This is a genomic window from Candidatus Macondimonas diazotrophica (assembly GCF_004684205.1).
Taxonomy (GTDB): Bacteria; Pseudomonadota; Gammaproteobacteria; order UBA5335; family UBA5335; genus Macondimonas; species Macondimonas diazotrophica.
This window is the reverse complement of the sequence record NZ_SRIO01000006.1, coordinates 38,094-49,473: the sequence shown is the minus strand read 5'-3', so window position 1 is coordinate 49,473 and position 11,380 is coordinate 38,094. Positions and strand designations below refer to the sequence as shown.

12 protein-coding genes and 1 tRNA gene are annotated in these 11,380 nt (G+C 61.1%); 6 read left to right on the top strand and 7 right to left on the bottom strand.

The annotated features are described in order from the left end of the window. Window positions 1-46 precede the first annotated feature (46 nt). Window positions 47-123: transfer RNA gene (locus E4680_RS06080), tRNA-Arg, on the top strand. A gap of 20 nt (window positions 124-143) precedes the next feature. Here E4680_RS06080 and E4680_RS06075 read toward each other — a convergent pair. Beyond that, window positions 144-938: a dienelactone hydrolase family protein gene (locus E4680_RS06075; RefSeq protein ID WP_167792408.1), complete on the bottom strand. Its 795-nt coding sequence runs from the start codon at window positions 936-938 to the stop codon at window positions 144-146. 256 nt (window positions 939-1,194) lie between these two features. On the opposite strand from E4680_RS06075, the gene E4680_RS06070 reads away from it, so the two are divergent. Together E4680_RS06070 and E4680_RS06065 are read left to right on the top strand one after the other, a co-directional pair. Then, window positions 1,195-1,635, top strand: coding sequence for a DUF4399 domain-containing protein (locus tag E4680_RS06070; protein WP_240696136.1), 441 nt, complete (start codon window positions 1,195-1,197; stop codon window positions 1,633-1,635). Window positions 1,636-1,669: 34 nt separating this feature from the next. Beyond that, window positions 1,670-2,467 carry a 3-deoxy-D-manno-octulosonic acid kinase gene (locus E4680_RS06065; RefSeq protein WP_167792407.1) on the top strand — a complete coding sequence of 266 codons (798 nt, stop codon included), beginning with the start codon at window positions 1,670-1,672 and terminating at the stop codon, window positions 2,465-2,467. On the opposite strand, the gene lpxL is transcribed toward E4680_RS06065, so the two are convergent. After that, entirely contained in the window at window positions 2,440-3,369 is a 930-nt protein-coding gene (gene lpxL / locus E4680_RS06060; RefSeq protein ID WP_135281511.1) for an LpxL/LpxP family Kdo(2)-lipid IV(A) lauroyl/palmitoleoyl acyltransferase, read from the bottom strand. The two genes, E4680_RS06065 and lpxL, sit on opposite strands and share 28 nt — an antisense overlap. Before the next feature lie 86 nt (window positions 3,370-3,455). On the opposite strand from lpxL, the gene hldE reads away from it, so the two are divergent. Both hldE and waaA read left to right on the top strand, forming a co-directional pair. Continuing rightward, entirely contained in the window at window positions 3,456-4,886 is a 1,431-nt protein-coding gene (gene hldE, locus E4680_RS06055) for a bifunctional D-glycero-beta-D-manno-heptose-7-phosphate kinase/D-glycero-beta-D-manno-heptose 1-phosphate adenylyltransferase HldE (protein ID WP_135281510.1), read from the top strand. Between the two features lies 1 nt (window position 4,887). Then, a complete protein-coding gene (gene waaA / locus E4680_RS06050) occupies window positions 4,888-6,234 on the top strand; it encodes a lipid IV(A) 3-deoxy-D-manno-octulosonic acid transferase (protein WP_167792406.1) in 1,347 nt (448 codons plus the stop codon). On the opposite strand, the gene E4680_RS06045 is transcribed toward waaA, so the two are convergent. Beyond that, window positions 6,228-6,545, bottom strand: a complete 318-nt coding sequence (locus tag E4680_RS06045) for a rhodanese-like domain-containing protein (RefSeq protein ID WP_135281508.1) — start codon at window positions 6,543-6,545, stop codon at window positions 6,228-6,230. The genes waaA and E4680_RS06045 overlap by 7 nt on opposite strands. Window positions 6,546-6,557: 12 nt before the next feature. After that, the gene (locus E4680_RS06040; RefSeq protein ID WP_240696134.1) at window positions 6,558-7,214 is read right to left on the bottom strand and encodes a protein-L-isoaspartate O-methyltransferase family protein; all 657 of its coding nucleotides are present in this window, start codon (window positions 7,212-7,214) and stop codon (window positions 6,558-6,560) included. A 153-nt stretch (window positions 7,215-7,367) separates the two neighbouring features. On the opposite strand from E4680_RS06040, the gene thiC reads away from it, so the two are divergent. Beyond that, on the top strand, window positions 7,368-9,260 hold the full coding sequence (thiC, locus tag E4680_RS06035; RefSeq protein WP_135281507.1) for a phosphomethylpyrimidine synthase ThiC: 1,893 nt from the start codon (window positions 7,368-7,370) through the stop codon (window positions 9,258-9,260). Here the strand turns inward: thiC and E4680_RS06030 are convergent, their stop codons facing one another. From E4680_RS06030 to E4680_RS06020, 3 genes are read right to left on the bottom strand one after another with little or no spacing between them, the layout of a single operon-like run. Further along, window positions 9,261-9,953 (bottom strand): TIGR04211 family SH3 domain-containing protein, encoded by a 693-nt coding sequence (locus E4680_RS06030; RefSeq protein ID WP_135281506.1) that lies wholly within the window; start codon window positions 9,951-9,953, stop codon window positions 9,261-9,263. It lies immediately after the preceding gene. Then, window positions 9,950-10,663, bottom strand: a complete 714-nt coding sequence (locus E4680_RS06025; protein ID WP_135281505.1) for a protein kinase family protein — start codon at window positions 10,661-10,663, stop codon at window positions 9,950-9,952. Before E4680_RS06025 ends, E4680_RS06030 begins: the two co-directional genes overlap by 4 nt. A 3-nt stretch (window positions 10,664-10,666) precedes the next feature. Further along, the gene (locus E4680_RS06020) at window positions 10,667-11,236 is read right to left on the bottom strand and encodes a methyltransferase family protein (RefSeq protein ID WP_135281504.1); all 570 of its coding nucleotides are present in this window, start codon (window positions 11,234-11,236) and stop codon (window positions 10,667-10,669) included. Between the last annotated feature and the right edge of the window lie 144 nt (window positions 11,237-11,380).

Genomic DNA, 11,380 nt, shown 5'->3' with positions numbered 1-11,380 from the left:
CCCCCCCGGCCGGCCTTGGTGGCCGTTATGAAGTCAGTTCGACTCCGCCCCGGTAGCTCAGCAGGATAGAGCGTCCCCCTCCTAAGGGGAAGGTCACACGTTCGAATCGTGTTCGGGGCACCACCGCCTTGGTCGCTCTTCGCTCAGCCGCGCGGTGCGCCCAGTATTCGGGCCAGAAAGTCGGTGGTGGCCTGCCAGGCCCGTTCGGCGGTTGCTGCATCATAGCGAAGGCCGTCCATGCCATGCGCGTCCGCCCCCGGGTTGCTGAACCCGTGCTGTGCCCCGCCGTAAATGATCATCTCCCAAGCTGCACCCGCTTGTTCCATGCCTGACTGAAAAGCCCGGATCTCCTCGGGTTTGACGAAGGGGTCCGACGCCCCATGCAACACAAGCACGGCCGATCGGATATGGGTGTCGTCCGGCCGCGGAGCCGTCAGTCCACCGTGTACGGAAACCACGCCACGCACGGGCACCCCGCTGTAAGCCATTTCAAGCACCGTGGTGCCGCCGAAACAGTAGCCAACCGCCGCAATTCGGTTCGGGTCGACCCCGTCTTGTTTCATCAGCGCTTCCAGTGCAGCTTCTGCTCGACTGCGGAACAGATCCTTGCGCTTGATTGCACCGGCCAGTGATCCGGCCTTGTCCGGATCATGCGTGGCCACGCCTTCGCCGTACATGTCAGCGGCCAGCACCACATAACCCTTGGCCGCCAAAGCGTCGGCCTGGTGTTTGGCGAAGTCGTTGAGCCCCCACCATTCATGGAAGACAAGCACACCGGGGCGCGGGGTGGCGAGCCGGTCGTCATAGGCGAAATAGCCCACCATGTTCTGTCCGTTGGCGGTATAGGGGAGCTCGCGGGTGACGATCTCGGCGTGGGCCGGGGTCGTGAGCGCCATCATCGAAACCGAGAGCATCAGGATCCAGCGAAACCGGGGCATGGAGAGCCTCCTGGGTGGAGCAGAATTGAACCCCGATTGTAAGGCGCTGGGTCGAGTCTGAAAATCGTTCCCGAGTTGAGGAGCCGCTGCGGCTTGATGGAGATCATTCCGCCATCGGGGCAAGTCCCGACTCAAGATGACAGGAGGATGTTTGTTGCATGACATTTAGGTGACAATTCGATATCGAGTGAATATGATCAAGGCTACGCGGTCTTACAGGGGCAGCCATTCGGGTTGCATGATCTGGAGCTACATCATGATCCGACGTGGTCACCTTCGGGGTTCTCTGCTTTTTTTCATCGTGATGGTTGCCGGGACGGCATGGGCCGAATTGCCGGTTAGTCCCGCACCACCCGGCGCAGTGGCTTATTTCATCACGCCTCAGGATGGCGACCGTATTCGCGGTCCGGTGGTCGTGCGTTTCGGTCTCAAAGGCATGGGTGTTGCCCCGGCCGGGACCGTGAAAGATGGAACGGGCCATCATCATCTGCTTGTCGATTGGGATCAGCCGCCGGTCAAAGGGCAGCCGATTCCGTCCGATGCCCATCATCGCCATTTCGGAAATGGCCAGACCGAGACCACGTTGGAACTCCCACCGGGCCGGCACACCCTGCAGCTGCTCATGGGTGATGCCAATCATGTGCCCCATCAGCCGCCGGCGATGTCCGAGCGCATCACCATCGAAGTATTGCCTTGAGGGATCACCACAGGGCCGCGTGCAGGAGTTGGGCGTGAGCGTTCTGCAGATTGAAGAATCATGGGCGAGCAGCTTGGATCCCCAAGCCGCGAGTGGGCCCGACATCAAGGCAGCCTATCTCCGCCTAGACGATGGGGCCGTGGTCTATGACGCCATGCGGCTCTCGCAGCCCAGCCGCCACTACTTCGATCCGGATTACTGGAAAAATCATGCCGAGGTGCTGCCCGTGCCGGGTGGCCGCGGGCAGGTTCAACGGATCGGGCTGGCCGGGCAGGACTGGATCCTGCGCCATTTCCGCCGGGGCGGCTGGATGGGCCGGTTGACAGAGGATCGGTATCTCTGGACCGGACTCATTCAGAGTCGGCCCTGGCGGGAATGGCATCTGCTGTATGACCTGTATCGGGGTGGGTTGCCCGTGCCGCGGCCCATTGCCGCGCAGGTGCAACGGGTCGATCGCTGGTGGTATCGCGCGGACATGATCACGGAGCGACTCGATGCGTCACCGCTATCCCTGGTGCTTCAAGGCCAGAACATACCAGAGGGGCTCTGGCAGCGGGTCGGGGCGCAGATCAACCAGTTCCACCGTGCCGGGATCTATCATGCCGACCTCAATCTCGACAATATTCTGGTAGATGGGGATATGCGGGTGTTCCTGCTCGATTTTGACAAGGGATGGCGGCGAAAACCCCGGCTACATTGGCAGCGCGCCAATCTCCGGCGATTGCGGCATTCACTGATCAAAGCCTTGGGGCGTTATCCCGACCTGATGTTCGGTTCCGCCGACTGGAAGCGTCTTTTGGATGGCTACGCAGGCGGGAGTTCTCGGGCGTAGACGTCCGGCAGGGGGGCGGGCCGTTTCTTGAAGCGTTCATGCACCCACAGATACTGCGCTGGACAATGTCGGATCTGTGCTTCGAGGATCCGGTTTTGCCGGTCAGTGTCGGCGACGGGATCTTGGCTGGGAAAATCCTTGAGCGGGGGTTCGATCCGGATGAGATACGTCCCTGTTTCCAGGCAGCGTTCCATATAAAAGGGCAAAACAGCTGCGCCACTCAGGCGCGCCAGGCGCGCGGTGCCCGTGTGGGTCGGTGCGAGATGGCCGAAAAAAGGGACGAGCGCACTGTTGTTCCCGCGGTAATTCTGATCCGGGGCATACCAGATGGCGCGGCCTTGGCGAAGCGCACGAACCATGCCGCGAATATCGTGTCGTTCGATCGCGTGTCGAAAGCGGCGTTTCCGGTGTCCACCCAGGTAGTGTTCGATGACCGGGTTGTCCTGCGGCCGAAACAGGATGTCGACATCGGCATGGGGTGCAAACAGTCGACCGCAAATGTCGATGGACGTGAAATGGCCGCTCAGGAGAATGGCGCCCTGTCCCTGCTGCTGAACTGCGTGCAGATGCTCCAGCCCCTCCAGCTTGAGCCGACCGTTCAGCCGCCTGGCCGGTGCCCACCAGGACATCGGAACCTCGATGATCCCCATACCCAGGGAAGCAAAATGTGCGCGGAGCAACGCGGCGCGGTCGGCGGCACTCAGATCGGGAAAGCATAATTCCAGATTGCGATCCGCTACGTGGCGGCGGCTTTTGATGCTGTAGAACGCCAAGAGACCCAACCCCCTTCCAATTGCCATCTGGGCCCGATATGGCAGCTGGGCCACGACCCATAATCCAGCTATGAGGAACCAAAGCGGCCAGTGACGGGGATGGCGGAGATGGCTGGGGGGCAGGCGCATGCATCGTTCCTTCGGCAAAAAGGCAGTCTAGCAAGGCTGTCACAGGCTTGTGTTATGATCCCGTCAAGTTTTTGAGTGGATCGTGAATGCATTTGCAAGATTTTGATTTCGAAGGAATAAAAGCGCTCGTCGTCGGCGATGTGATGCTGGATCGCTATTGGCGGGGCGAAACGGTGCGCATTTCTCCGGAAGCGCCGGTGCCCGTCGTCAGTGTGGCTGAATGCGAAGATCGGGTCGGCGGCGCCGGCAATGTCGCCATGAATCTGGCCGCCCTCGGGGTTCGCACCCGTCTTTTGGGGATGTGCGGGGATGATGAGGCGGGGGACATTCTGGGTCGGCTGCTTGCTGCGGCCCATGTTGAAGCCCATCTGTTGCCGGTGCCGGGGTTGCCGACCATCACCAAGCTCCGGGTCATGAGTCGCCATCAGCAACTGCTGCGGCTCGATTTCGAACAAGGGTTTGCCGATCCCATTGGCCACGGGCTTATTGCGCGTTTCGAGGCATTGCTCGCCGATATCGATGTGGTGGTTTTGTCCGATTATGGCAAGGGGACGTTGACGCCGGTTCAAACCCTGATCAAGGCCGCTCGGGCGACGGGAATCCCGGTATTGGTCGATCCCAAGGGAACGGACTTCACGCGCTATCGTGGGGCAAGTGCGCTGACGCCGAATCTTGCCGAATTTCTGGCCGTTGCCGGGCCATGTCCGCATCTTTCTGATTTTGTGCAGGCCGGTGATGCCTGGTGTCGCGCGCTTGAACTCGAGCGCTTGGTGGTCACGCGGGGGGAGCAGGGGATCAGTCTTTTCGATGGTGCCACCGGACATGAGCATCTGCCCGCCCAGGCCCGCGAGGTGTTCGATGTCACTGGCGCGGGCGATACGGTGATCGCCGTTCTCGCCGCCGGATGTGCACGAGGGATGCCCTGGTCGGCCGCAGCAGAGTTGGCCAACATCGCCGCCAGTTCGGTGGTTGGCCGCCTGGGAACGGTGGCCATCAATGCGTCGCAGCTGCGCCGGGCCGTCAGCGAAGCCATTGGGGATGCCCATGGGGTCATGGATGAAACGGCATTGCTGGATGCGGTTGCCCGCGCCCGCGCGCAAGGGGAGCGTGTGGTGATGACCAATGGCTGTTTCGATATGTTGCATCCGGGCCATATTCGCTACCTTCGCCAGGCTCGGGCATTGGGAAATCGACTGGTCGTTGCCGTGAACGACGACGACTCGGTGCGCCGTCTGAAGGGTGCGCAACGTCCGGTGAATCCGCTCCAGGACCGGATGGCTTTGCTGGCTGCACTGGATTGCGTTGACTGGGTGGTGGCGTTCAGTGAAGACACGCCGGAACGATTGATTGGTGTCGTGAAGCCGGACGTCCTCGTCAAGGGCGGTGACTACACTGTCGATCAGATCGCCGGCGCCGATGGGGTGCGTGCCGCAGGTGGAGAAGTCAGGGTGCTGCCGTTTGTCGGGGGATATTCCACGACGGGGTTATTGGAACGGGTGCGGCGGGGAGAGAGCTGACATGTTTCGTCGGTTGTACACCTTCCTGTTGCTGCTTCTCCTGCCGGTTTTGCTCACGTTGTTCGCTTGGCGTTTGTGGCGTCGCGCGGAATATCGAGATCGCTGGTGGCAGCGACTCGGCTTCGGGTTTTCCAATGTCCAGACCGGCCGCCGGCCTCGCATCTGGGTCCATGCCGTATCGGTTGGCGAAGTCGTGGCGGCCACACCGTTCATTCAGCGGTTGCAGGCACGGTACCCGGACTGGCCGGTTGTGGTGACGACGTTGACCCCCACCGGGGGCGATCGGGTGCGGCGTAATTTCGGCGACAGTGTGACCCACTGTTATTTGCCGCTCGATATGCCGTGGATGGTCGATCGATTGATCGACGGAATCCAGCCCCATCTCGCGGTAATCATGGAAACGGAGCTGTGGCCCAATCTGCTGGCGGCGTGTGGGCGTCGCGATATCCCGGTGGTGGTGGCGAATGCGCGAATTTCCGAGCGTTCCCTGGCCGGCTATCTGAGGTTGCGGCCGCTGATGCGCGAACTGTTTGCGCACGTCAATTGCGCAGCAGCGCAAAGTGTGGCGGATGCCAACCGGCTTGCACAGATGGGACTGGATCCGGCGCGCATTCAGGTGATGGGCAATCTCAAGTTCGATCGTGATCACGCCGCCTCGACGGTGTCGATACCAGACTGGCAGGCGGGTTGGGGCGTAAATCGGCGCGTGTGGGTGGCAGGGAGCACACACGAGGGGGAAGACGCCTGTCTGCTCGATGCCCTGATGGCGCTGCGTGGGCGCTGGCCGGACCTGCTGCTGGTTCTGGTACCGCGCCATCCACAGCGATTCGCTGCGGTGCAGGCGTTACTTGAGTCGCGCGGAATTCCTTACGCCCGGCGCAGTGCCGAAGAATGGCCGAGTTCCGAAACCCCCGTGTTTTTGATCGATACCATGGGGGAGCTGAACCAGCTCTACAGTGCGGCAGAGTTTGCCTTCATTGGCGGCAGTCTGGTACCCGTCGGGGGACACAATGCCCTTGAGGCGGTCGTACATGGCGTACCGGTGCTGACCGGACCGGCGGTCTTCAACTTCCAGGAAATCTATTCTGCGCTGCGTGGGGTCGGTGCGGCCGTCATGGTCGGGGACACCGAGTCCTTGGCTCACGGCGCACATGTCTGGCTCAATGATCCGGCCGCCGCCCGGCGAGCGGGTGAACGCGGAAGAGACTGGATGGTGGCGAATCAGGGCGCTCTGGATCGGTTATGGGCGGTGGTCGATCCCTATCTGGCGTCTGGTGGTGGTCCCGTGGCGCCGATGTCGCGGAGACTGGCCCCGATGCCCGCCGGACATTCAGTGCGCACTCAGTAACGCGGCAAATCCGGGTCGATTTGCGCCGACCAGGCATCGATTCCGCCGGTCAGGTTGTAGATAGAGTCAAATCCGCGACTGGACAGGAAGTTGACGACTTGCGCGCTGCGCAGACCATGATGGCAATACACCACCATCGGCCGGTCACGCGGAATGGACTCCCATCGGGCCTGAATCTGACCCATCGGGATCAGCAGGCACCCGGGGAGATGGACGATGGCGTATTCCCAGTCTTCGCGTACATCGAGCAGCAAGGGCGGGGCGTCTTCTGCCAGCCAGCTTGCCAGGGATTGGACGTCGATGGATTGCATGGTGGATGTCACTCAGAACGTGAAGGCTGGCGGCTGGGTGGCGTTTTCCAACGGCGGCAGACAGGTTTCGAACAGGCTGCGGCGCACCCATTGATCAACGTCCACTCGGGTGAACAGCACGGCTTCCATCACCGGTTCGGTGCCGATGATCAAGAGCAGGCGGCCACCGATCGTCAGTGCCCTGTGGAAACCTTCGTGGTAGGCCGGTAGCGATCCGGTCACCACGATTGCGTCATAGTGTTGTTCGACGCCGGGCAATCCTCTGCCCAGGTCTCTGCATTCGAGTTCGAAGTTGTTGAGCCCGCAATCAGTCAGCGGCAGTGCGGCTGCGCGGATAAACGCTTCATGGATGTCGATGCTGCGCACTTGGCGTCCCAGCTGGGCCAGGCACGCAGTGAGATAGCCGCTGCCCGTCCCCACTTCAAGCACGTTATCGAGTGAATCGACATTCAGCGCCTGGAGGATCCGGGCCGCGATCTTCGGTTCTTCCATCACGTGGCCATGACCGAGGGGGATCGACAGATCGGCATAGGCCAGAGACCGGTAGGCCGGAGGAACAAACCGTTCGCGGGGCAGATTCTCCATCAGATCCAAGATTCGTGCGTCCGATACCAACCAGGTGCGGATCTGCTGTTCCACCATGCTGCTGCGGGCCTGCTTGGAATCCACGAGGCGACACTCCCTGAACGATGGAAGAAGGGTGGCCTATGGTATCACGCAGAACAGACTTTCTTCCTTCGCTGCTGCTAGCGATACAATGAAATCTTCATCCTGCCTGTCCGCTGGAACGGCGACGGTGCGCAAGCGAGGAATACAACGACCATGAGTGCCATTGAAACGGAACTTGCCCAACACATCGAGCGCTTGGGTGAGGCGGGTTTGACCCAACCCTATCCCGAGTCGCGCAAGATTCATGTGACGGGTTCACGTCCAGACATCCGCGTCGGGATGCGTGAAGTGATGCAGTCCTCGACTCACACCCCCGACGGGCTCACCGAGAATCCGCCGATTACCATCTATGACCCCTCGGGTCCTTATACCGATCCCGCCGCGACGATCAATCTGCAGGCCGGTCTTCCGGGGCTGCGTGACGCATGGATCATCGAGCGCGGTGATACCGAAAACCTGGAAGTCATGACCTCGGTTTATGGTCAGGGTCGTCAGCAGGATCCGGAAACCGCGAGGGTGCGCTTTCCCCGGATGCGTCTGCCACGGCGCGCGCGCAGCGGTGCCAATGTCACCCAGATGCACTACGCCCGGCGCGGCATTATTACGCCCGAGATGGAATATGTCGCCATTCGGGAAAATCAGCGATTGGACAGTCTTCGGGAAACCTATCACCGGGCCGGCCTCCTGCGACGCCATCGCGGGCAGGGATTTGGCGCGTCTCTGCCCGACCCGGTGACACCGGAGTTCGTGCGCGCCGAGGTAGCGGCCGGCCGTGCCATCATTCCGGCCAACATCAACCATCCGGAAACTGAGCCGATGATCATTGGCCGGAATTTCCTGGTCAAGGTCAATGCCAACATCGGCAACTCCGCTGTGACCAGCTCGATCGCCGAGGAAGTCGAAAAACTGGTGTGGGCCATCCGCTGGGGCGGCGATACCGTCATGGATCTGTCGACGGGCAAGCATATTCACGAAACGCGCGAGTGGATCATCCGCAACTCGCCGGTCCCGATCGGTACGGTGCCGATCTATCAGGCGCTGGAAAAAGTCGATGGCCGGGCCGAAGATCTGAACTGGGAGATCTTTCGCGACACACTGATCGAGCAGGCCGAGCAGGGCGTGGATTATTTCACCATCCATGCCGGCGTCCGTCTGGGCTTCATTCCGCTGACGGCCGATCGGGTGACCGGTATCGTCAGTCGGGGTGGCTCCATCATGGCGAAGTGGTGTCTGGCCCATCATCGCGAGAGTTTCCTCTATACGCATTTCGAAGAAATCTGCGAGATTATGAAGGCTTACGACGTCAGCTTTTCACTGGGCGATGGGCTTCGCCCCGGGTCGATTGCCGATGCCAATGATGCCGCACAGTTCGCCGAGCTCAGGACGCTGGGAGAGTTGACCCAGGTCGCCTGGCGGCACGATGTCCAGGTGATGATCGAGGGGCCGGGACACGTGCCCATGCAGCTCATCAAGGAAAACATGGACAAGGAGCTGGCCGAATGCTTCGAAGCGCCATTCTATACGCTGGGCCCACTGACTACGGATATCGCGCCCGGCTACGATCACATCACCTCCGCCATCGGCGCAGCGCAGATCGCTTGGTACGGCACCGCCATGCTGTGTTACGTCACGCCCAAGGAACATCTGGGCCTGCCGGATCGCGACGATGTGCGCGAGGGCATCGTGACCTACAAGATTGCCGCACACGCGGCCGATCTGGCCAAAGGGCATCCGGCGGCGCAGCTGCGCGACAACGCGCTATCCAAGGCCCGTTTCGAGTTTCGCTGGCAGGATCAGTTCAATCTGGGTCTGGACCCTGAGAAGGCGCGCGAATTCCATGACCAAACCCTGCCGAAGGAGGGTCACAAGACGGCGCACTTCTGTTCCATGTGCGGACCGAAGTTCTGCTCGATGCAGATCACTCAGGAAGTGCGGCGGTATGCCAGCAGCAGGGGGCTGAACGAGCATCAAGCGCTGGAACAGGGGATGACGGAGAAAGCGTTGGAATTTCGTCGCGACGCAGTCAAGGATCACCAGCCCGGTTGATCACCAGCGATCCCACTGTCGGGGACGTTTGAGACCGAATAGCCGTGGAATGGCCAGACCGGCAAGCGTCCCCAGAATCATGACCAGAGCGCCGGCGATGAAGTTATCCCGGCGGCTCCGGTCAGTCAGCCGCTCCGCTTGTTGTTCCAATGCCTGAATTTCGAGGCGAAGGCTGGCAACGTCTTCGCGCAACTTTTGATTGATCTCCGCCATGTGCAAACCTTCCTGCGAGAGCTTCAAGGCATCTCGCAACCGCTGGGTTTCCGCGCGCAAGCGCTCGAGATCCGGTCCGGTTTGCAGTGCGGTGGTTTCCAGCGCCTCGACCTGATTGCGCAAGCGCTGGTTCTGTTCCCGCAGTTCCGCGAATTCTCGGCTGGCTTGATCCATGCGTGGCCGGATCGGTGGGACATCCATCACCTGATTGCTGCGTACCCAGCCGATCTGGCCCGCGCGGGTACGGACCTGCGTCCAGCCACCGGGTGATGTGGAGACGACCTCCACGGGAGCGCCGGCGGCGATATGCCCCGTCACGGGCATGGTATCCCCAGGCTTCAGGCGCAATTCGACAGTCAACTGGTCGCTGATAAATCGGTTCGGTGCCGCCAAGACAGGCAGAGCGGCTGCAACAAGCAGGATGACGGCGAATCGGGCTAGCCTGAAATTACGCAAAGGGCTGTAGCGAAATGGACTCATGGCCGAAGTCGTTCCTTGTGTTTCACCAGTGCACGGCGCAGATGGCGCGCGCGCCGCTTGAGCCAGTGGGAAACCCGCTCAATGGGCAAGCGGCGCAGATGCCGGCGTTCATCCGGCGGGATATTCCGGTAACCGTTGTATTTCAACTTGATCCACGCATTGCGGTCGAATCGGCGTGCGATCAGGAAAAGCACGCGAGATAGCGGATCGGACCGGCGCACCATTGCCGCCCCGAAGTCGATCAGACAGGGCAATTCGTTGTCGAGAACAAGCAAGTTGTCCTTGCGTTTGAGGTCGGTGTGCGCTACGCCGCGAGCGTGAATGGCGTCAATCAAAATACGGAGTTGCTCGAAGTAATCGTGATCCGGTGGCAGTCGCGTCTGAGCATCCCGGAAGCTCTCGCCGGCCATGAAATCGAGCACGAGATAACGGCCTTCCACCAGCCCATGACAGCGGGGTACACCAGGCAACCCGGTGAGCCGCTCGTAGACACGCCGTTCCCGGTGAATCATCCAACGCCCGATGCAGCCGCCCATTACGCCGCTTCGGGGAATCTTGACGGCGTAGCATCCGCTTGGGTCGGTGTACCGGTAGATTCGCGATTGGGCTCCTTGGCTCTGCGCGGGCAGACCGTCTCGAATTTGCTGAAGGATGAAGCGCGCGACGGCCTGGTGATCCGGGCCATGCTGGAAATGCGTACGGGTCTCCACCGGTCAGACCAAGCGTTGAAACAGTGTCCAGAGTCCCCACAGCAGAAGAATGGCAATGATGGGTTCCCCGTTGGCACGCAGGCTTTGGGTGAACGACCACGCTCCGCCCCGGCATTGGTCCAGCCGATCGAAGCGCGGAATCAGCGCGTGGGTGCTGCGTGCCCATTGGCGCCAGCGCTCTTGGAACAGGCGTTCCAGTTTGGCATCTTCGCGTCGGATCGCGGGTGGGTAAAATCCCCAGACCACGGCGATTGCGGCGGGATAGGACCACCACTGACCGCTCGCCAGGCAAAAACCTGCCAGCAGGATTAGATTTCCGACATAAAGGGGATGGCGAACCAATGCATATGGCCCGTCCTGAGCCAGTTCCTGGTCTTTCTTAATGTGTCCCGAAGCCCACAGCCGGATGAGCATGCCGAGCATGACGAGACCGGCCGCCACGGCAAAAACGTGTTGTGTGGTGGGAGCCCCAACGACACAAAGCAAGGCGATCAATGCAATGCCCAGAAACTGACGGTATTTGTCCCGCCGGTGGGCCAGATTGTGGCGGATATGCAGGGCCTTGCTGGGCATGGCGTCCTCGAATGGATGATCCCCGGGTGGGCGCCACTTTATGACGGTCGGTGGAAGGGATCAAGGCGCCATTTCGGACGGCCGTCAATCATGTGCTGATCCGGACTAACGGCGACACCCGGCCAGAACAAAAAAAGGCCCTCG